Genomic DNA, 19571 nt, shown 5'->3' with positions numbered 1-19571 from the left:
GCAGCGTTCATGGTCTTTGCTCCGTACCGGCGGCAGCGGCCTGGCCGCTTTCCTTGAGCGCCTTGGTCACCTCGGGCGGCATGTATTTCTCGTCATGCTTGGCCAGCACTTCATCGGCCACCACCACGCCCTCGGCATTGACCTTGCCCAAGGCCACGATGCCCTGCCCTTCACGGAACAGGTCTGGGAGGATGCCGCGGTAGGTGATTGGTACCGACTTGTTGAAGTCGGTGACCACGAAACGCACGTCCAGCGAGTCGGACGAGCGCTGCACCGAGCCTTTTTCAACCATGCCACCGGCGCGGATGCGGGTGTCCAGCGGCGCTTCGCCATTGGCGATCTGGGTCGGGGTGTAGAACAGGTTGATGTTCTGCTGCAGGGCACTCAGGGCAAAACCCACTGCGACGGTGACACCGACCAGCAGGCCGACGATGAGCAACAGGCGTTTCTTGCGCTGCGGATTCACAGATTGTTCTCCCGGCGCAGACGACGCGCCTCTTCTTGCAGGTAGCGACGTCGACCGAGCAGCGGCGCGGCGACGTTGAGGGCCAGCACCGCCAGGCAGATGCCATAGGCCGACCACACATAAAGGCCATGGTGGCCCATGGCGAGAAACTCGCCGAAGGAGGCGAAACTCATGGTGCGGCCCTCCGCCCGAGACTGTTCAAGACTTCTTCCCTGACCCAACTGGCGCGCGCCTCGCGCTTGAGCACTTCCAGACGCATGCGCAGTAGCAGCACCGCACCAAAGAAGCAGTAGAAGCCCAGCGCCGTCAGCAGCAGCGGCAGCCACATCTCTGCGGGCATCGCCGGCTTTTCGGTGAGGGTGAAGGTGGCGCCCTGGTGCAGGGTGTTCCACCACTCCACCGAGTACTTGATGATCGGGATATTGATCACGCCGACAATCGCCAGCACCGCACAGGCCTTGGCCGAGCTGTCCCGGTTGCTGATCGCCTGGCCCAGGGCAATGATGCCGAAGTACAGGAAAAGCAGGATGAGCATCGACGTCAGGCGCGCGTCCCAGACCCACCAACTGCCCCAGGTCGGCTTGCCCCAGATCGCCCCGGTGACCAGCGCCACCGCAGTCATCCAGGCGCCGATGGGGGCTGCGCACTGCAGGGCGATGTCGGCGATCTTCATTTTCCACACCAGGCCGACCACGCCGGCCACCGCCAGCAGCACATAGCAGGACTGCGCCAGCATGGCCGCCGGCACGTGGATATAGATGATGCGGAAGCTGTTGCCCTGCTGGTAGTCCGGTGGCGCAAAGGCCAGGCCCCAGGTAATGCCGACCGCCAGCAGGAGGATGGCGGCGACGGTCAGCCACGGCAGCAGGCGGCCGCTGATGGCATAGAACCATTTTGGCGAGCCGAGCTTGTGAAACCATGTCCAGCTTATTTTCATCAGGGTGCATCCGGTGTTGTCTGGGCTTTAGGCGGTTGCTCCGCAGGCCCAGATCTCGTTATTCGCCGACGCTGATCTTCAGGCCGGCCGCTATCGCAAAGGGTGCCAAGGTCACAGCCAGCGCAGTCAGGCTGGCCAGCCACAATAAATGGCCGGTCGCCGGCATATTCTGCAACGCCGCTTGCAGGGCGCCACTGCCCAGGATCAATACTGGGATATACAGCGGCAGGATCAGTAACGCCAGCAGCAAGCCGCCGCGCTTGAGGCCGACCGTCAGTGCCGCGCCGACTGCACCGAGCAAGCTCAGCACCGGCGTGCCCAACAGCAGCGAGGCCAGCAGCACCGGCAGGCAACTGCTTGGCAGCCCGAGCATCATGGCCAGCAGCGGCGCCAACAATACCAGCGCCAGCCCGGAAAAGATCCAGTGCGCCAGCACCTTGGCCAGCACCAGCAGCGCCAACGGATGCGGCGACAGCACCCACTGTTCCAGTGAACCGTCTTCAAAATCGCTGCGAAACAGCCCGTCGAGCGAGAGCAGTACCGCCAGCAATGCAGCCACCCAGACCAAACCAGGCGACAAGGTTTGCAACAATTGTGTCTCTGGGCCCACCGCCAGGGGAAACAGGGCAACCACGATGGCAAAGAACACCAACGGATTGGCCAGCTCCGCTGGGCGGCGGAACAACAGGCGCGCTTCGCGGCGCAACAACAGGACGAATACACTCATGCCGCCCACTGCCCCACGTTCAGTTCACGGTAAGCGGACGGCTTGCAGACCAGGCTGTGGTGGGTAGTTAGCACCACGGTGCCGCCGGCTTCGCAATGGGCCGCCAGATGGGCCTCGAGTTGCGCGACGCCCTGCTTGTCGAGGGCGGTGAACGGCTCGTCGAGGATCCACAACGGCGGGCTGTCCAGGTACAGCCGGGCCAAGGCGACACGCCGCTGCTGGCCGGCCGACAAGGTGTGGCACGGCACGTCCTCGAAGCCGCGCAAGCCTACCGCCTCGAGCGCCTGCCAGATCGCGTCGGGGCTGGCCGGCTGGTGCAGGGCACAGAGCCAGGCGAGGTTCTCCTCGGCGGTCAGCACATCCTTGATACCGGCGGCATGGCCAATCCACAGGAGCATGCTGGCCAAGGCATGGCGCTGCTCGGCGAGTGGCCGGCCATTGAGCAGGATCTGCCCGGCGGTGGGCTGCATCAGCCCGGCCAGCAGCCGCAACAGGCTGGTCTTGCCACTGCCGTTGGGGCCGCTGACTTGCAGCATGTCGCCAGGGCGCAGCTGGAAATCCAGGTGCTCGAAGAGCAGCCGCCAGTCGCGTTCGCAGGCCAGGCCAGTGGCTTGAAGGTCGAGGGTCACGGTTTCGCCTTATGCTGTGTAGGGCTCGTCATCGGTGTCGTCTGCTTCGCGGGTCAAGCCCGCTCCTACAGGGTCTTCGCCGCCCCTGTAAGAGCGGGCTTGACCCGCGAAGCAGACGACACCGATATCAGCCATGTGTCTCAAGTCGCCCCCTGCCCTGCCGTTATACTGAGCAGTGATGGGCGGCGCGGCCGGCATTATTACACGCGGCGAATCGCTGCCAAGAGGGCTGGCCCCACAGGTTGTATACAATCATGACCGAAATCAATAGTCTCGGCACACAAACAGTGCTACCGGTACAAACGGCCAAGGCAGCGATGACCGGTGAACTGCTGCGCCTGCTGCAACCGCAGCCAGGCCTGCTGGCTGCGGGCGATACCGTTCGCGCCGAAGTCATGTCGCTGAAACAGATTGGCGTCGACTTCCAGTTGCTGTTGCGCCTGACCCTGGCCAACGGCAGCCAGACCCAGCTCCAGGCCAACGCCAATCAGCCCTTTGCCCTCGGCAGCCAACTGCTGCTCAGCCAGACCGACGGCAACCGGCTGGCCGTCATGGTTCAACAGGCCAATGCCGGTAACGCCACCACCCTCACCCGCCTCGACACCACGCAGGTACCGATCGGCACGCTGCTGCAAGGCAAGGTCCTGACCAGCCAGGCGCTGCCACTCAACCCCGGCGAGGCGGCGAGCTTCCGCTCGCTGGTGAGCCTGCTCAACAGCAGCCAGGCCGGCGCCACCCTGAGCATCGACAGCCCGCGTCCGCTGCCCATCGGCAGCCTGCTCAGCGCCTTGGTGCAAGGTGATCAGTCGCTGCGCTTCGTGCCACTGAGCGGCCGTCAGGAGCAACTGCTGGTCAGTCAGCAACTGGCCACCCAGCAGAGCCGCCAGGCATCGCTCACTGGCGTCTTGAACGCGCTGCAGCAATTGACCAGCACTGCCGCCAGCAATGGCGAAGTGCGCGCCACGGCCGAACGCCTGTTGGCCAGCCTGCCGGACGCACGCCAGTTGGACGATGCCAAGGGCGTGGCCCAGGCGCTGTCCAACAGTGGCGGATTTCTCGAGTCGAAGCTGCTCGGCGGGCAAGCCGCCGGCATCGCGCCGGACATCAAGGCGCAGTTGATCCGCCTGGTCGCCCAGGCGCTGCCCGGCGTCCCCGGCAATCCGGTCATCAGCCCGGCGGTTGCCGCCAACACCCTGGCCCAGGTCCTCCCGGGCATGGCTCGCAGCGCCTTGGGCATGCTCGACCGGGTCAGCCCACGCCCTCAACCGGGGACCTTCCCCCTGCCCTCGCGGCTGCTGCAGAACCTCGAGCAAGACGCTGATCTGCAACAACTGCTGCGCCTCGCCGCAGCGGCCATCTCGCGCCTGCAAAGCCACGCGCTGTCCAGCTTGCAGCAGACCGGCACACTGGAAAACGGCAACCTGCAGACCACTTGGCAGACCGAGATCCCGATCCGCCACGGCCAGGACTTCATCCCTCTGCAGGCCAAGCTGCAACGTGAAGAAACCGCGCAACAGCAGGCTGACCCACAGCGCGAGCAACGCGATCCGCTGGAGTCGCTGTGGCGCATCGAACTGGCGTTCGACCTGCCGCCGCTGGGTCCTTTGCAGGTCCAGGCGCAACTGAGCCAGGGACGATTGTCTGGCCAACTCTGGGCAGAGCTGCCACGCACTGCGCAGTTGATCGACAGTCAACTCGGCAGCTTGCGCGCCCGTCTGCTTGAGCGTGGCCTGGAGGTGGGCGACCTGGCGTGCCATCCCGGCACCCCGCCCCAAGGCCCACGAACCCGACTCGAACAACGCTGGGTGGACGAGACCGCATGAGCAACAAGCAACCACGCCAGGCCATCGCCCTCAGCTACGATGGCGACCAGGCCCCTACCCTCACTGCCAAGGGCGATGACGAGCTGGCCGAAGCCATCCTCGCCCTGGCTCGCGAGCATGAGGTGCCGATCTACGAAAATGCCGAGCTGGTGCGGCTACTGGCGCGCCTGGAACTGGGCGAGCAGATCCCCGAAGCGCTGTACCTGACCATCGCCGAGATCATCGCCTTCGCCTGGCAGCTGCGCGGCAAAGTGCCGCCAGGCTTTAACGACGAGCCTGTCCCCCCTCGCGATATCACCCCTGACAGGCTGCGCCTGCCACCGACCACAAGCACTAAGTAACGCCTGCCAGCGGCAAAGCCTACCGATCCTGTGCGGCTCCATCCCACAGGATCCCCCCATGCCCTACATACCGAGCGAAAACCTGCACCTGCCGCGCGAAGCGCTGATCGACTTCCCGCGGCCCGACACCCTCGCCAGCGAGCAGTTGGCAGGCTGGCTGCGGGGTCGAGGCATCGAGCTGGCGCCGGCCGACATCGACGTTGTCACCCTGCACTACCAGTACGAACCGCTGGGCGAAGGTCGCCAGCACTTTCGCGAAAACGCCATCGTCACGCAAAAAATGTCCCTGGTCGAAGCACTGCTCGGCAATTGGCAGGGTGAGCCCAGCGAGGGCTATGGCAATTTTCATTTCGGCGACTGGGCCGGCCTGGCACCACAAGGCGCGGTCACCCTGGTTGAACGCCTGGAGCCGGAAATCGCCTTGTCCAACGCCTCGGCGTACCTGATCTTCAATGGCCTCTATCGGCGCACCAGCCCGCAGGTCTATGGTCCTCAGACCAAGCTGGCGGTGAGGGCCGAAGACTTCCAGGGTTTCATATGGGGCCTGCACTTTCACCACTTGTACCGAGCCAGCCTCGACCGCTTCTGGGAAGCGCGCCTCGCCCATTACCAGCGCGCGCTGAAGATCAGCTTCATCGCGGCCTGCAACCGGCAGGTGCTGGAAGGCAGTCTGTCGGACCAAGGCCAGCGCCTGGCTTGGCAGGCGGCAGGCCTGAGCCGGAGCAAGCTGCCCGCGTTGCAGCGACGGATGCTCAATGTCTACGGCTACACCTCGACCTCGATCCTTTGCCTGACCGACGCCGACAGCGGATTCACCCTGCTCTACCTGCCGGGCAACGCCTCACCCTTGCATGAATTTTCCGATCAGGCGGCCATGCAGCAGTGGTTCGCCGAGCAATGCCAGGACCCGGCGAAGCGAGTCGCACTGGAACGCTATTTCACTCCCGCCGACTGGCCCGACGGCCTCGACTACAGCGGTTTGCGCACCGCACTCAAGGGCCTGGGGCTGTACCCTAAACCGCACCGGCTTGCGGTCAACCACGATGGCTTCGCAACCAGTGGCTTCTGGGTTGCTCAGGAGATGGTCAACTACCGCGCCCAGACTTACAGCCCGCTCATCATCGGCGATCTGTTTGCCTACCTGGCAGAACGGCAAAAACAACGCAGCTACGAAGATGCCGACAGCCAGATCACCACCAACCACCAGATCGACAAGGCGCGCTGGACCAGCTACCTGAATGCGGCCATGGTCATCATCAGCCCGTTGGCGATGGTCGTGCCGGAACTGATTCCCGTCCTGCTGACCGGCGGGCTGAGCCAGTTCGCACTGGGCATGGATCAGCTGCTCAACGGCAAGACGCTGGAGGAGAAGTCCAGCGCCGTGACCACTCAGGTGTTCGGCCTGCTCAACGCGTTGCCACTGGCCGCCACCCTGGCGGCCGACCCGGCGCAGGTCTACCGCTGGTACCGACCCGGCTTTGTCACCCCGTCCCGGCTGCGCGACCTGCTCAGCGCCGGCAGCCCAGCCGCCAGCCAGGCCGAAGAAATCGAGCTGGCACCCGCGGAAAGTGCCTTCCGTGAAGCGCCTGTCATACCGTCCTCGCAGATCAGCGCGCTGGCCACGCGCATCGATGCAAACCTGCACGTGCGCTTCCTCGGGTGGTTCGAAGAGGACGGCAAGGCAACCGGCAAGTGGATGGAATACGAGCTGGCCAGCGACAGCTTCATCAAGCTCGAAGAGGCGCGACTCGCTGAACCGCCGCGCTGGATCGTCAGCAACCGCAGCACCCTGGTCAGGCTGGCCGACCTCAGCCACCCGGTCAGCGATGTGCAGCGCATGGCAACCCTGCGAGCGCTGGGCATCCATGTGCATTTGCCGATTGAACTTGGCGCCTACGACGCGCTGGCGACTACGGCCATCCCGCGGATCATTTCCAGCCTCTGGGTAGGCGACCGCGCCATCGGGCCGACCTTTCTCGAAGCGCTGGCGCATAACGCCCAAGCCTTGAGCGCAAGCGACTACCGTTACCAGCTGTTCCTGTCGCGACTGAACCCGGACGCCTATCAGCACAACCTCGCCTTGCTGGCCGAAAGAGCGCCCACCCTGGTGGTCTCGCCGCTGGAACAGCAGCCTTTCTTCCAGGCATTCACCACCTCGAGGTACTTCAGCCAGTACCAGGCCGCAATCGACGGCAATGGCGGCGTTGCCACCAATTTCAGCTCAGCCTGCGACATCTTGCGCTATCGGCTGCTCAGCCACTTGGGTGGCATCTATCTGGATGCCGACGACCAATTGCTGCTGGCCGCCAGACCGGAGCGTGATCCCCTTCCGCTGTTGCGCCAGCCTCTCAAGACCTCCGCGGACGGCCTCTTACTGGCACCGCCGGTGTCCAACGACCAGATGGGGATGTACATCAAGTTCAACAGCAGCGTGATCGGCAGCCATCCCGGCAACCCGACTCTGCAGGCTATTTCCGATGAGATCCTGCGGCGCTACCAGCTAGAACCGACTTTCTACAGCCGCCGCCCCTTCCGAGCTGACAACAGCGCGGCCCTCGCCGCCTATTCCCGACGACTGAGCCTGCTTACCGGGCCGGGCGTGCTCAACGATGTCATCGACCAGCGGCTGCCCTGGCTCAGCCAGCTGCGTGAAATCTGCAATCTGCTGGTTGCGCCTCTGCATGACGTGCATCGAGCGATCAATCTGCGGGGGTTCAGTCAGACGTTGCACGAGCATGTGCCTATGGACCAGATCTTTCAGATGGGCCAGGCGCACAGCTGGTGGATCACTGAGCCGGCCGCTAACTCGCTGTCATCCGTGATCCCATGTATCAGCGCTCTGCCGAGTTCGAGCTCCGGGTGAAACCGCCGAGGGGTTGATTAAGGGTTCTTCAGTGATTGTGGGGGGAGATGATTGGCTTGGTTGGCTTGGCTTGGCTGGCTGGTTGGCTTGGGAATTGTGGTCTTATCCAATTGATGTGGGGGCGCCACTGGCCCCTTCCGCCCTTACGGCGGGTCACTTTTTTTCTTGGAAAAAAGTAACCAAAAACCGCCTGCTCCTGCATCCGGCCCTGCGCTGCGCTGCGGGTCCCCTCGCTCCGGTCTTGCTCCGGGAGGACCGCGCTGTACGGCCCATCCTGGGCCTCAGCGCTTTCCGGCCATCCATGGCCTCCACCTCCCTGCGCAAGACCTCCACTCGGCCTCCTGAAGTCGCGAAGTTACGGGCGGCGCCTGGTCTGGCGTTGTTTTTGATAGTGGCATGGGTGGTGGATATTAGGGCCTCTTCGCGGGGCAAGCCCGCTCCTACAGGATCTGCGCAAATTTTGAATTCGGCGCAATCCCTGTAGGAGCGGGCTTGCCCCGCGAAGAGGCCGGTACTGCCAACGCAAATCGCAGGGCGCAGCCCTGCCAGCACCCCACAAATCCGCTCGTAAACAAACAAAGCGAGAGCGCAGCGATTCGCCTGCCGTTGCCCAGGCTGTTGATCTTGCTCTTGATCTACCAGCGACTTCAGGAGGCCGAGCGCAGGTCTTGCGCAGGGAGGTGGAGGCCATGGATGGCCGGAAAGCGCTGAGGCCCAGGATGGGCCGTACAGCGCGGTCCTCCCGGAGCAAGACCGGAGCGAGGGAACCCCGCAGCGCAGCGGAGGGGCCGGATGACGGAGCCAAGACCTTTTTGGTTACTTTTTGGGGCGTTTGCCAAAAAGTGACCCGCCGTAAGGACGGAAGGGGCCATCACAGCCACTACATCAAATGGATAAGCGCCCAACCCACAAGCCCAAGACCCAGACCCACCCCCCCGAAGTCCGCGAAAAACCTAATTAAATAGCCCCGCAACGTCCGCCAGTCGAGCCACCTTTGCCAGCCTTACCCCACGACAAAAGTGACCTGCATGAACAACCAATACGTGAACGCCAAGGGTGTGCAATACGTACGCGACAACCTCACCGGCTTCCCCAGGCCGGACCGGGCGGCGGCCGATGCCATACGCCAATGGGCCACAGCACAAGGCCTGGCGCTGGACCCAGACAAGACCGACGCCGTCACCCTGCACTATCAGCACGACCCGCAACGCGGCTGGGTCGGGGTCGTCACGCAGAAGATGAGCCTGACCCAGGCAGTGTTGTCCAACTGGCAGGGCGAGTCGAACAACAACATGATCGGCGCCGCTCTCGGTGCACCCTGGGCCGGCCAGTTTCCCGAGGCCCCCCTGACAATCGTCGCAAGCCTGCGCGGTCAAGGCCTGATCCACTACGGCGACCCGTACGCGATCTTCAACGGCCTGTTCCGCCAGACCGAAACCCAGGAATACAGCGCAGACACCCATGTCCCGCTATCGGCCGAGGCCTTCCAGTCGTTCATCTGGAACCTCGACTTCCACGCACACTACAAAGCGATGCTCGACAGCTACTGGCAAAGCAATCTGGAAAGCTACCGTATCGGGGCCAAGATCAACCTGCTTGCCGCGTGCAACAAGCAAGTCAGTGAAGCCAGCCTCAGCGACGCGGGCAGGCAGCTGGTCTGGCAGGCCTGTGGCCTGCTGGCCACACCGCCGCTGACCAGCAGCACAGGCAAGGCCCGCAGCAAAACCAGGATCCAGTCCAGGTTGCTCAACGTTTATGGCTACCCCTCCACCGACCTGTTGTGCCTGCGCGATACCGTCAGCGGCCTGACAATCCTGTATATCCCTGGCAACGCCTCGCCATTGCATGAGTTCAGGGACAAACAGCACCTGTTCGACTGGTTTACCCAACAGTGCCGTGAAGCCCCAACCCGCGACGCACTGCAGGCCCACTTTGCCCTCGCCGACCGCGACGACGGTCTGAGTTACAGCGGCCTGCACACCGCCCTGTGTGGGCTAGGCAGCTACCCCAAGCCCTACCACCTCGACAGCGACCGCCCCGGCTTCACCACCGAAGGCATCTGGGCGCCGGCCGACTACATCAACTACAAGGCCAAGGACTACAGCCCGCTGATCGAGGGCGACCTGTTCCTAACCCTGGCCAAGCGCCACAAGCGGCGCAGCTACCAGGACGCCGACTTCATCATCACCCGCGACAGCGACGTGACCAAGGCCAAATGGCGGGGCTACCTGAACTCGGCGATCAACCTGCTGGCACCGCTGGCACTGGTGGTGCCGGAACTGGCGCCGATATTCGCCCTCGGTGGCGTCGCCCAGTTCGGCTTGGGCCTGGACCAGGCCATCCACGGCAAAACCGCGCAAGACAAGGCCGACGGCGTCACCACCACGGTATTCGGCCTGCTCAACGCGGCGCCCCTGATCACCACCGGATTGTCCAAGGCGCCGGTGCTGCTGCGTTTCAAGCAAGATCGATTCGTCCTGCCCAGCCGGGTCAATGAGCAACTTGGCTATCCATTGAGCCCCATCACCCCGCCGCACTTGCCCGCGGCCGACGTGGCTGACTATTTCCACCTGCCGGAGGCGATTGCGCCGCTGCCCGCGGGTAACCCTGGTATCGCCGGCGCAATCATCAGGACGCCGCGATACGACGGTACTCCTGACCTGCTCACGGGGATGATCGGCGGTTATAACGCGGAGATGGTCTACGATATCGAGGCGGATGCCTTCATTACCGAAGGTGATCTCAACGAGGTTGCACCCACCTATTACATCGCGACACCAGACTCGCTCAACCTGATCGAGGTCAACGCCGCCTCCCGCCCCGTCACCGACCAGATGCGCATGTCCAGCCTGCGCGCGCTGGGGGTCGATCTGCAGCTGCCTGTCTCCCTCCCTCACTTGCCCAGTGAAAGTCTGCACCCCATCCCCAAGCAGATCCTCAGCATCTGGGTAGGTGACCGTGTTCTCAGTCAAAGCCTGATAGCCAATATCGCCACCAATGCCGATCGGCTCAACGGCAGTCAGTACGCATTTCGCCTCTATTTGTCCAAGACTACTCCGGCGGCATTCGAACAGAACCTCCAGTTGCTGAGCGCCCGGGCGCCCGGGGTGACGGTGCTGCCGTTGGAAGAACAACCGTTCTATGCAGGTTTTCGCAGCCACCCGAACTACCGCCAGTACGCCGCCGCCATTGACGGCAATGGCGGCACTGCGAGCAATTTCGCCTCGGCCTCGGATGTCCTGCGCTATGCCTTGCTCGACCACGAAGGCGGCTTGTACATGGATATCGACGATACCCTGCTGATGCCCGGCGAAACCGCCAACATGCTCCCGGACCCCGCGCAGGAAACGCCAGGCGAAGCCCTGGATCAGGTGCCTCTGGCGACCAGCGCCGAAGGGCTCCTGCTGTACCCGCCCATGTCCAACGAAAAGATGGGCATGAACTGCCTGTACAACAGCAGCCTGATTGGCAGCCATGCCGACAACCCGACGCTCAAGGCAATCCTTCAGGAAATGCACAGCCGCTACCTCGCCGAGCCGGCGTTCTACGATACCCGTCCGACCCTGCAAAGCGACCCGGAAGCCTTCTATCGCTACGCCAGCACCCTCAGCCGCCTCACAGGCCCAGCGCTGTTGACCGACGTGGTCGACCGCCACCTGCCCGCCCTGCAGGTAATGCGGCAGATCAACAACCTGTATGCCTTCCCTCGAATCAATTCATGGCGCTTTATCAACCTTGAGCACTACAAAGCGATCCGCGCCCAATTGCTGCCGCTTGACCGGGTGGCCCGGGTAGGTGGCTTCAACTCTTGGGCCAAGCCATGACACCTTGAAAAAAGGCGACCCGCGAATTAATGCCGGTCAGTTGAACCAGGTCGCCTGTTTTGGGGCCGCTTTGCGGCCCTTTCGCGACACAAGGCCGCTCCCACAGTGACCGTGTATGCCGCTATTTACAGGGCAAGTGCGGACATTGTGGGAGCGGCCTTGTGTCGCGAAAGGGCTGCAAAGCAGCCCCCGACGGCTTAACTGACCGGCATCAACCCGGGGTTCGCCTTTGCTATCTCATTCGCTGCGGTGCAGCTTGGTCATCAACTGCGCCTCGGCCTGGGTCAGGCCACAGGTCTGGGTCAGTTCCTCGACACTGGCGCCCATCCCCACCAGCTTGGCCGCCTGGGAGAAGGTCACGTCGTTAGGATCACGCTGCTCCAGCTTGTGCAGTTTATCCGGCAATGGCGCCACCACCGTGCGCAACTCATGCAGCGCCTCGCCCATACGCACCGTGCCGTTCTGATAATCGTCCAGGCGCTTGGCCAGGTCCTTGATGCGCTGGTCGCGCAGCGCGTCGCCCTGTGCCTGCTGGGTAGCCAGCTCGCGCTGGCGTTTGCTGTAGTTGAGGAAGAACCACAGGCTCAGCGCCCAGAGCAGCGCCAGGAAGATGACAGCAACCTCGAAAATCAACTCAGATATTCTCCAGCTCGGACCACTCTTCCTCGGTCATCATCTTGTCCAGTTCGACCAGAATCAACAGCTCGCCGTTCTTGTTGCACACGCCCTGGATGAACTTGGCCGACTCTTCGTTACCCACGTTCGGCGCGGTCTCGATCTCCGACTGACGCAGGTAGACCACTTCCGCGACGCTATCGACCAGAATGCCGACCACTTGCTTGTCGGCCTCGATGATGACGATTCGGGTATTGTCGGTGACTTCGGTCGGCACCAGGCCAAAGCGCTGGCGGGTGTCGATCACGGTGACCACGTTGCCGCGCAGGTTGATGATGCCCAGCACGTAGCTCGGCGCACCCGGTACCGGCGCGATCTCGGTGTAGCGCAGGACTTCCTGCACCTGCATGACGTTGATGCCGTAGGACTCGTTGTCCAGGCGGAAGGTTACCCACTGCAGGATCGGATCTTCGGAACCTTGTGCGGACGACTTTTTCATTCCCCTACCCTCAAAATCCGCCATCGGCGGTGTGCTCGGTCTGGCCGCGACAGCGGCGGCCTTCATTTATTGGTGTTTGGCGTGCATCTGTTTGACGGCGCCGCTGGCGATCAATTCGGCCAGTTCGGCGACATCGAGCAAGGCACACATGTGTTCGATCACCGTGCCGGCCAGCCACGGGCGCTGCCCGCGCTGGCTGCGCCACTTGATCTCGTTCGGGTCCAGGCGCAGCGAGCGGCTGACCTGATGCACCGCCAGCCCCCACTCGTAGCCCTGAACAGAAATCACATACTGCAGGCCCTGGCGAAAATCCTCGCGGTAACGGTCAGGCATGACCCAGCGCGCAGTGTCCAGCACCTTGAGGTTACCCGCCTGGCAGGTGAGGATGCCGAGGAACCAGTCAGGCTGGCCGAACAGCGGTGTCAGCTCCTGGCCGGCCAGGGTATAGATCGAACCCAGGCAGACCAACGGCACCGCCAGAGTCAGCCCGGCGACATCGAACAGCAAACACTCGAAGGGCTCGGCTGCCCAGTGCGGGCGACCATCGGCGGTGACCGGCGGTACCGGCATGCGCGCCGACGGCAGGTGCACATCGACCACGGGCGCAACTTTCTCGGGAGCCTGCACCTGGGTCAATACCGGAATACTGGCCTCGGCCACCACCTCGGCATCGACCACAGTGACAACCGGCTCCGGAGCGGGCGCAACCGGCGTCAGGACGCTGGCGAGAAGCTTGGGCTGCGGCTCGGCGAACGCGCGGGTGGCCAACGCTGGCGCAGCTTCTGGCTGGCGCTGGGCATCAAGCGCCTGCTCCTCGCGCACCGCCGCTTCGAAGTCTTCGCCAGGCGCTGCCGCAGGTAGTTCGACAAGTATGTCGAACGACTCGGTGGCCTCCTGAAGCAAACCATCGAGGTAGGATTGCAAGGCCAATTGGGGCTTGCTGGTGATCTGCCGCACTGGGTTCATCAGGCCACCTGCAGGGCGGGTTTATAGGTAAGCATGTGCTTGAGCAGCGCGCGGTAGGCGACTACCCCGCGGCTCTTGCCATCGAATTGCGACGGCGTGACACCTGCCCTGCTGGCATCACGCAGGCGCGTGTCGACCGGGATGTAGCCCTGCCAGACGCTCTCTGCGTAGGTGTCGCGCAAGACCTTGAGGGTTCCCAGCGAAGCCTGCGTGCGGCGGTCGAACAGGGTCGGCACGATCTGATACGGCAGCGCCTGCTTGCGCGAGCGGTTGATCATGGCCAGGGTGCCCACCATGCGCTCCAGGCCCTTGACCGCAAGAAACTCGGTCTGCACCGGGATGACCAGCTGCTGGCTGGCCGCCAGGGCATTGACCATCAGCACGCCGAGCAGTGGCGGGCTGTCGATCAGGGCGAAGTCGAAATCCTGCCACAGCTGCGCCAGACTCTTGGCGATCACCAGGCCCAGGCCACTCTGACCCGGCGACTGGCGCTCGAGTACCGCCAGTGCGGTGCTCGACGGCAGCAAGGCGATGCGCTCATGACTGGTCGGCAGCAGCAGCTGGCCCGGCAGCCCTTCTGGCACCGTGCCCTTGTGCAAAAACAAGTCGTAGCAACTGTGTTCCAGCGCATCCGGGTTATGCCCGAAATAACTGGTCATGGAGCCATGTGGATCCAGGTCGACAACGACCACGCGCTTGCCCGCATCGGCCAGCAAACCGGCCAGGGCGATAGTGGTGGTGGTCTTGCCGACGCCACCTTTTTGATTGGCTACTGCCCAGACTCTCATGGTGCGCTGCTTCCTCCCGGTATGGCCGCCTGCCCTGCCGGGAACGGTGTGAAATTCAGTGACGGGGATTTGACGGGGCTAGCCCCCTCCCGCCGGTGCAGTGGTTGCCGGTGCACTTTGTGTGCCAGCACGGCGCAATGCCGCATCGGGTGTGGCATTGGCGCTGCCGGTCGCGGTCAGGCTGCGGCGTACCTCGAGGTTGCGCGAGATCACCAACACTACCCGGCGGTTGCGCGCGCGGCCTTCGGCTGTGTCATTGGTGGCAACCGGCTGGTATTCGCCATAACCCACCGACGCCATGCGCCCTGGGTTGACCCCGTTCATGGCCAGCAAGCGGACGATACTGGCCGCGCGCGAGGCCGACAGTTCCCAGTTGGTCGGGTACTGCGCGGTACGGATCGGCAAGTTGTCGGTAAAGCCTTCGACGTGCACCGGGTTGGCGAACGGCTTGAGGATGTTGGCCACCTTCTCGATGATGGCGAAAGCGGTATCGCTGGGCATGGCGTCGCCGCTGCCAAACAGCAGCGACGAGTTGAGCTCGATCTCGACCCACAGTTCATTGCCGCGCACGGTCATCTGGTTGGCGCTGATCAGGTCGCCAAAGGCATCGCGTACGTCATCGCTGATGGTCTGCAACGGATCGGTGCTGGTCTGCGCCAGGCCGGCGTCGGTCTCTTCGCTGTCCTTGACCAACGGCACGGCCGGCCTGACGCTGAGCGGCTGCTCATCGCCGATAGGAATTGGCTGCATGCTCCGCTCAGGGTCGTTGAATACCCCCAGCAGTGCCTGGGAGACGACCTTGTACTTGCCCTCGTTGATCGAGGAGATCGAATACATGACCACGAAAAAGGCAAACAGCAGCGTGATGAAGTCGGCGTACGATACCAGCCAACGTTCATGATTTTCGTGTTCCTCGGTATGACGACGGCGACGCATGGCTTACTCCATGAAGCCTTGCAGCTTCAGCTCGATCGAGCGTGGGTTCTCGCCTTCGGCGATCGACAAGAGGCCCTCCAGGAGCATCTCGCGGTAGCGCGATTGACGCATGACGATGGCTTTGAGCTTGTTGGCGACAGGCAGCAGGATCAGGTTGGCGCTGGCCACGCCATAGATGGTGGCGACAAAGGCGACCGCGATGCCATTGCCCAGCTGCGACGGATCGGCCAGATTGCCCATGACATGGATCAGGCCCATCACGGCACCGATGATGCCGATGGTCGGCGCGTAGCCACCCATGCTCTCAAAGACTTTTGCCGCCTGGATATCGCGGCTCTCCTGGGTCAGGAAATCGACCTCGAGGATACTCCGGATGGCCTCCGGCTCAGCGCCATCGACCAGCAGCTGCAAGCCCTTGCGGGCATAAGGATCGGGTTCGGCGTCAGCCACTCCTTCCAGCCCGAGCAAGCCTTCCTTGCGCGCGGTGAGGCTCCAGTTGACCACCCGATCAATGCCGCCAGCGAGATCGACCCGCGGCGGGAAGAGGATCCAGCGGACAATCTGCAGCGCGCGCTTGAACGACGACAACGGCGCTTGCAGCAGCGCCGCGCCGAGGGTGCCGCCGAGCACGATCAACGCGGCCGGGGCATTGAGCAGCGCGCCAACGTGGCCACCCTCGAGGAAGTTGCCGCCGACAATCGCGACGAAGGCGAGGATCAGGCCAATCAGGCTGAGGACATCCATCAGACACAGGCCTCGACCAGGTGCTTGCCGATCTCGTCCAGGCTGTACACCGCATCCGCCAGATTGGCTTTGACGATGGCCATGGGCATGCCGTAGATCACGCAGCTGGCTTCATCCTGGGCCCACACGGTGCTGCCGCCCTGCTTGAGCAGGCGCGCACCTTCACGACCGTCGGCGCCCATGCCGGTGAGCACCACCGACAGGACCTTGTCGCCATACGACTTGGCCGCCGAGCCGAAGGTGATGTCCACGCACGGCTTGTAGTTGAGACGCTCGTCGCCCGGCAGAATCTTCACCGTGCCACGGCCATCGACCATCATCTGCTTGCCACCGGGGGCCAGCAGGGCCAAACCTGGACGCAACACGTCGCCATCCTCAGCTTCCTTGACACTGATCTTGCACAGTTTGTCCAAGCGCTCGGCAAAGGCTTTGGTGAAGGCCGCGGGCATGTGCTGGATAAGCACGATCGGCGCCGGAAAATTGGCCGGCAGCTGGGTCAGGACCCGCTGCAGCGCCACCGGCCCGCCGGTCGAAGTACCGATTGCGACCAGCTTGTACGGCTTGCGCTTGGGCGCTGGCGCATGACTGGCAGCTGGCGCCGCGGCCCGCACCGGGGCAGCCGTGCGCACCGGCGCCGTGCCAGCGAAACTGCTGGCAGGTGCATGACTGCTGGCCGCTGCCGTCGGGGCTGGCGCTGCAGTGGGCGCCGGCGCGGGCGCGGCATAGCTGCCAAAACGGCGGTTGCTGCGCGACAGGGTATGGACCTTTTCGCAGAGCAGTTGCTTGACCTTGTCCGGGTTGCGCGAGATGTCTTCGAAGTTTTTCGGCAGGTAATCCACCGCGCCGGCATCCAGCGCATCGAGTGTGACCCGCGCGCCTTCATGGGTCAGCGAGGAGAACATCAGGACCGGCGTCGGGCAGCGCTGCATGATGTGGCGCACGGCAGTGATGCCATCCATCATGGGCATTTCGTAGTCCATGGTGATGACATCGGGCTTGAGCGACAGCGCCTGGTCGATTGCTTCCTTGCCATTGGTCGCGGTACCCACGACCTGGATCGTCGGGTCCGCCGAGAGAATTTCCGAGACGCGGCGGCGGAAGAAACCGGAATCATCCACCACCAGGACCTTGACTGCCATAAACACTCCATTAGGTGGCGCAACCGCGAGGTCGCGCCACCGAAATCAATAACGCCGGGCGGCGTAACGCTTGAGCATGCTCGGAACATCGAGGATCAGCGCGATACGACCGTCGCCGGTAATGGTGGCGCCGGACATGCCCGGGGTTCCCTGGAGCATCTTGCCCAGCGGCTTGATCACCACCTCTTCCTGGCCGACCAGCTGATCGACCACAAAGCCGATGCGCTGAGTGCCCACTGAGAGGATCACCACGTGCCCTTCGCGTTGCTCCTCGTGCACCTGGTTCTGCACCAGCCAGCGCTTGAGGTAGAACAGCGGCAGGGCCTTGTCGCGGACGATCACCACTTCCTGACCATCGACCACGTTGGTGCGCGACAGGTCGAGGTGGAAGATCTCGTTGACGTTGACCAGCGGGAAGGCGAACGCCTGGTTGCCCAGCATGACCATCAGGGTCGGCATGATCGCCAGGGTCAGCGGCACCTTGATGACGATCTTCGAGCCCTGGCCCTTGGCCGAGTAGATGTTGATCGAGCCGTTGAGCTGGGAGATCTTGGTTTTCACCACGTCCATGCCCACGCCACGCCCGGACACATCGGAGATCTCGGTCTTGGTCGAGAAGCCCGGGGCGAAGATCAGGTTGTAGCAGTCCGATTCGCTCAGGCGTTCGGCCGCGTCCTTGTCCATCAGGCCTTTTTCCACGGCCTTGGCACGGAGGATGTTCGGGTCCATGCCCTTGCCGTCGTCAGAGATCGACAAGAGGATGTGATCGCCTTCCTGCTCGGCCGACAGCACTACCTTGCCTGTGCGCGCCTTGCCGGAGGCCTCGCGCTCATCGGGCATTTCGACGCCATGGTCGACGGCGTTGCGCACCAAGTGCACCAGCGGGTCGGCCAGGGCCTCGACGAGGTTCTTGTCGAGGTCGGTCTCTTCACCGACCAGCTCCAGGTTGATTTCCTTCTTGAGCTGGCGCGCCAGGTCACGGACCAGACGCGGGAAGCGGCCGAAGACTTTCTTGATCGGCTGCATGCGGGTTTTCATCACCGCCGTCTGCAGGTCGGCGGTCACCACATCAAGGTTCGACACGGCCTTGGACATGGCCTCGTCGCCACTGTTGAGGCCCAGGCGGACCAGGCGGTTACGCACCAGCACCAGTTCGCCGACCATGTTCATGATCTCGTCCAGGCGCGCAGTATCGACGCGCACGGTGGTTTCCGCTTCGCTGACGTGTTTTTCCGCAGCCGGAGCCGCAGCTCGGGCCGGCGCCGGGGCGACTGGCCGGGCAGCGGCCACGGCTGCAGCGCTGGGGGCTGCTGCGGGCTTGACCGCAGGGCTGGCTTCGACCTTGGCGGCGACCGCCGCCACTGGCGCCTCGGCGGTTACCGTGTCGGCGTTGAACTTGCCCTTGCCGTGCAGTTGGTCAAGCAAGGCCTCGAATTCGTGCTCACTGATGTCATCGCCGCTGGCGGCGGGTTCGCCACTGGCAACAGGCGCGGCCGCAGCCGGCAGCGCGTCGGCGGCAAAGGTGCCCTTGCCGTGCAACTGGTCGAGCAGCGCTTCGAATTCGTCGTCGGTGATTTCATCGCTGGCCGGCGCCGCTGCAGGTGCCTCTGCCGGCGCGACGGCGACTTCAGCAGAGAACTGGCCCTTGCCGTGCAGTTGATCGAGTAACGACTCGAATTCAGCGTCAGTGATCTCGTCAGCGTCAGCAGCCACCGCGTCCAGCGCCTTGGCCGGTTCGGCCAACGACTGTTCGCTGGCAGCAGCCTGCGCCTTGACCGCATCGAGGGAATCGAGCAGCTGTTCGAATTCGGTGTCGGTGATGTCCGCCTCGGCGGCAGCAACCGGAGTCTCTTCGACTGCCGGCACGACGGCCACGGCAGCACCCGGCTCAGCCAGGCGCGACAACGCCGCGAGCAACTCGGGCGTGGCCGGGGTAACTTCACTGCGCTCGCGCACCTGGCCGAACATGCTGTTGACCGCGTCCAGCGCTTCAAGCACCACGTCCATCAGTTCGGCGTCGACCCGGCGCTCACCTTTGCGCAGGATGTCGAAGACGTTCTCCGCGATATGGCAGCACTCCACCAGCTCATTGAGCTGAAGGAAGCCGGCGCCCCCTTTTACAGTGTGAAAACCGCGAAAAATTGCATTGAGCAGGTCGGCATCATCAGGTCGGCTTTCCAGCTCGACCAATTGCTCGGACAGTTGCTCAAGAATTTCGCCGGCTTCTACCAGGAAATCCTGAAGGATTTCTTCATCGGCGCCGAAGCTCATTAA

17 protein-coding genes are annotated in these 19571 nt (G+C 63.5%); 4 read left to right on the top strand and 13 right to left on the bottom strand.

The window, feature by feature from the left end; all coding sequences use genetic code 11:
* Nucleotides 1-7 precede the first annotated feature (7 nt).
* Genes ccmE through ccmA form a run of 5 tightly spaced genes read right to left on the bottom strand, consistent with a single transcriptional unit; the run spans nucleotide 8 to nucleotide 2759 of the window.
* Complete coding sequence (gene ccmE, locus J3B00_RS10040) at nucleotides 8-466, bottom strand: cytochrome c maturation protein CcmE (protein WP_209867241.1); 459 nt, start codon at nucleotides 464-466, stop codon at nucleotides 8-10.
* Nucleotides 463-639 carry a heme exporter protein CcmD gene (gene ccmD / locus J3B00_RS10035; RefSeq protein ID WP_209867239.1) on the bottom strand — a complete coding sequence of 59 codons (177 nt, stop codon included), beginning with the start codon at nucleotides 637-639 and terminating at the stop codon, nucleotides 463-465. The genes ccmE and ccmD overlap by 4 nt, the downstream gene beginning before the upstream one ends.
* Nucleotides 636-1403 carry a heme ABC transporter permease gene (locus tag J3B00_RS10030; protein ID WP_209867237.1) on the bottom strand — a complete coding sequence of 256 codons (768 nt, stop codon included), beginning with the start codon at nucleotides 1401-1403 and terminating at the stop codon, nucleotides 636-638. The genes ccmD and J3B00_RS10030 overlap by 4 nt, the downstream gene beginning before the upstream one ends.
* Nucleotides 1404-1461: 58 nt before the next feature.
* On the bottom strand, nucleotides 1462-2130 hold the full coding sequence (gene ccmB, locus J3B00_RS10025) for a heme exporter protein CcmB (RefSeq protein WP_209867235.1): 669 nt from the start codon (nucleotides 2128-2130) through the stop codon (nucleotides 1462-1464).
* Nucleotides 2127-2759, bottom strand: coding sequence for a cytochrome c biogenesis heme-transporting ATPase CcmA (gene ccmA, locus J3B00_RS10020; RefSeq protein ID WP_209867233.1), 633 nt, complete (start codon nucleotides 2757-2759; stop codon nucleotides 2127-2129). The genes ccmB and ccmA overlap by 4 nt, the downstream gene beginning before the upstream one ends.
* Nucleotides 2760-3013: 254 nt before the next feature.
* Between ccmA and J3B00_RS10015 the strand changes: the two genes are divergently transcribed.
* The 4 genes from J3B00_RS10015 to J3B00_RS10000 all read left to right on the top strand — a co-directional run bounded on the left by J3B00_RS10015 (nucleotide 3014) and on the right by J3B00_RS10000 (nucleotide 11610).
* A complete protein-coding gene (locus J3B00_RS10015) occupies nucleotides 3014-4582 on the top strand; it encodes a flagellar hook-length control protein FliK (protein WP_209867231.1) in 1569 nt (522 codons plus the stop codon).
* Nucleotides 4579-4923, top strand: coding sequence for an EscU/YscU/HrcU family type III secretion system export apparatus switch protein (locus J3B00_RS10010; RefSeq protein WP_209867229.1), 345 nt, complete (start codon nucleotides 4579-4581; stop codon nucleotides 4921-4923). Before J3B00_RS10015 ends, J3B00_RS10010 begins: the two co-directional genes overlap by 4 nt.
* Before the next feature lie 58 nt (nucleotides 4924-4981).
* Nucleotides 4982-7786, top strand: coding sequence for a DUF6543 domain-containing protein (locus J3B00_RS10005; protein ID WP_209867227.1), 2805 nt, complete (start codon nucleotides 4982-4984; stop codon nucleotides 7784-7786).
* A gap of 1028 nt (nucleotides 7787-8814) precedes the next feature.
* Nucleotides 8815-11610: a DUF6543 domain-containing protein gene (locus J3B00_RS10000; protein WP_209867225.1), complete on the top strand. Its 2796-nt coding sequence runs from the start codon at nucleotides 8815-8817 to the stop codon at nucleotides 11608-11610.
* A gap of 237 nt (nucleotides 11611-11847) precedes the next feature.
* Here the strand turns inward: J3B00_RS10000 and J3B00_RS09995 are convergent, their stop codons facing one another.
* The 8 genes from J3B00_RS09995 to J3B00_RS09960 form a co-directional block, all read right to left on the bottom strand.
* A complete protein-coding gene (locus J3B00_RS09995; protein ID WP_209867222.1) occupies nucleotides 11848-12243 on the bottom strand; it encodes a DUF2802 domain-containing protein in 396 nt (131 codons plus the stop codon).
* Between the two features lies 1 nt (nucleotide 12244).
* The gene (locus J3B00_RS09990; RefSeq protein WP_119143286.1) at nucleotides 12245-12724 is read right to left on the bottom strand and encodes a chemotaxis protein CheW; all 480 of its coding nucleotides are present in this window, start codon (nucleotides 12722-12724) and stop codon (nucleotides 12245-12247) included.
* Nucleotides 12725-12790: 66 nt separating this feature from the next.
* On the bottom strand, nucleotides 12791-13690 hold the full coding sequence (locus tag J3B00_RS09985; protein ID WP_209867220.1) for a CheW domain-containing protein: 900 nt from the start codon (nucleotides 13688-13690) through the stop codon (nucleotides 12791-12793).
* Nucleotides 13690-14478 carry a ParA family protein gene (locus tag J3B00_RS09980; protein ID WP_209867218.1) on the bottom strand — a complete coding sequence of 263 codons (789 nt, stop codon included), beginning with the start codon at nucleotides 14476-14478 and terminating at the stop codon, nucleotides 13690-13692. Before J3B00_RS09980 ends, J3B00_RS09985 begins: the two co-directional genes overlap by 1 nt.
* 78 nt (nucleotides 14479-14556) lie before the next feature.
* Nucleotides 14557-15414, bottom strand: a complete 858-nt coding sequence (gene motD / locus J3B00_RS09975) for a flagellar motor protein MotD (RefSeq protein ID WP_209867216.1) — start codon at nucleotides 15412-15414, stop codon at nucleotides 14557-14559.
* A gap of 3 nt (nucleotides 15415-15417) precedes the next feature.
* On the bottom strand, nucleotides 15418-16158 hold the full coding sequence (locus J3B00_RS09970; RefSeq protein ID WP_209867214.1) for a flagellar motor protein: 741 nt from the start codon (nucleotides 16156-16158) through the stop codon (nucleotides 15418-15420).
* Entirely contained in the window at nucleotides 16158-17297 is a 1140-nt protein-coding gene (locus J3B00_RS09965; protein ID WP_209867211.1) for a chemotaxis response regulator protein-glutamate methylesterase, read from the bottom strand. Before J3B00_RS09965 ends, J3B00_RS09970 begins: the two co-directional genes overlap by 1 nt.
* A gap of 45 nt (nucleotides 17298-17342) precedes the next feature.
* Nucleotides 17343-19568 (bottom strand): chemotaxis protein CheA, encoded by a 2226-nt coding sequence (locus tag J3B00_RS09960; protein WP_209867209.1) that lies wholly within the window; start codon nucleotides 19566-19568, stop codon nucleotides 17343-17345.
* Nucleotides 19569-19571 lie beyond the last annotated feature (3 nt).

Origin of the sequence: Pseudomonas sp. BP8, assembly GCF_017875955.1 — a bacterium.
GTDB lineage: Bacteria > Pseudomonadota > Gammaproteobacteria > Pseudomonadales > Pseudomonadaceae > Aquipseudomonas.
Note: the sequence above shows the minus strand (reverse complement) of the source record. Positions and strands in the feature narration are given on the sequence as shown.

What these genes read in the sequence shown, in the direction of transcription:
- J3B00_RS10030 (WP_209867237.1), bottom strand. Translation starts at nt 1,403, where the DNA reads ATGAAAATAAGCTGGACATGGTTTCACAAGCTCGGCTCGCCAAAATGG.
- J3B00_RS10015 (WP_209867231.1), top strand. Translation starts at nt 3,014, where the DNA reads ATGACCGAAATCAATAGTCTCGGCACACAAACAGTGCTACCGGTACAA.
- J3B00_RS09990 (WP_119143286.1), bottom strand. Translation starts at nt 12,724, where the DNA reads ATGAAAAAGTCGTCCGCACAAGGTTCCGAAGATCCGATCCTGCAGTGG.
- ccmD (WP_209867239.1), bottom strand. Translation starts at nt 639, where the DNA reads ATGAGTTTCGCCTCCTTCGGCGAGTTTCTCGCCATGGGCCACCATGGC.
- motD (WP_209867216.1), bottom strand. Translation starts at nt 15,414, where the DNA reads ATGCGTCGCCGTCGTCATACCGAGGAACACGAAAATCATGAACGTTGG.
- ccmB (WP_209867235.1), bottom strand. Translation starts at nt 2,130, where the DNA reads ATGAGTGTATTCGTCCTGTTGTTGCGCCGCGAAGCGCGCCTGTTGTTC.
- J3B00_RS10000 (WP_209867225.1), top strand. Translation starts at nt 8,815, where the DNA reads ATGAACAACCAATACGTGAACGCCAAGGGTGTGCAATACGTACGCGAC.
- J3B00_RS09980 (WP_209867218.1), bottom strand. Translation starts at nt 14,478, where the DNA reads ATGAGAGTCTGGGCAGTAGCCAATCAAAAAGGTGGCGTCGGCAAGACC.
- J3B00_RS09985 (WP_209867220.1), bottom strand. Translation starts at nt 13,690, where the DNA reads ATGAACCCAGTGCGGCAGATCACCAGCAAGCCCCAATTGGCCTTGCAA.
- J3B00_RS09970 (WP_209867214.1), bottom strand. Translation starts at nt 16,158, where the DNA reads ATGGATGTCCTCAGCCTGATTGGCCTGATCCTCGCCTTCGTCGCGATT.
- J3B00_RS10010 (WP_209867229.1), top strand. Translation starts at nt 4,579, where the DNA reads ATGAGCAACAAGCAACCACGCCAGGCCATCGCCCTCAGCTACGATGGC.
- J3B00_RS10005 (WP_209867227.1), top strand. Translation starts at nt 4,982, where the DNA reads ATGCCCTACATACCGAGCGAAAACCTGCACCTGCCGCGCGAAGCGCTG.
- J3B00_RS09965 (WP_209867211.1), bottom strand. Translation starts at nt 17,297, where the DNA reads ATGGCAGTCAAGGTCCTGGTGGTGGATGATTCCGGTTTCTTCCGCCGC.
- J3B00_RS09960 (WP_209867209.1), bottom strand. Translation starts at nt 19,568, where the DNA reads ATGAGCTTCGGCGCCGATGAAGAAATCCTTCAGGATTTCCTGGTAGAA.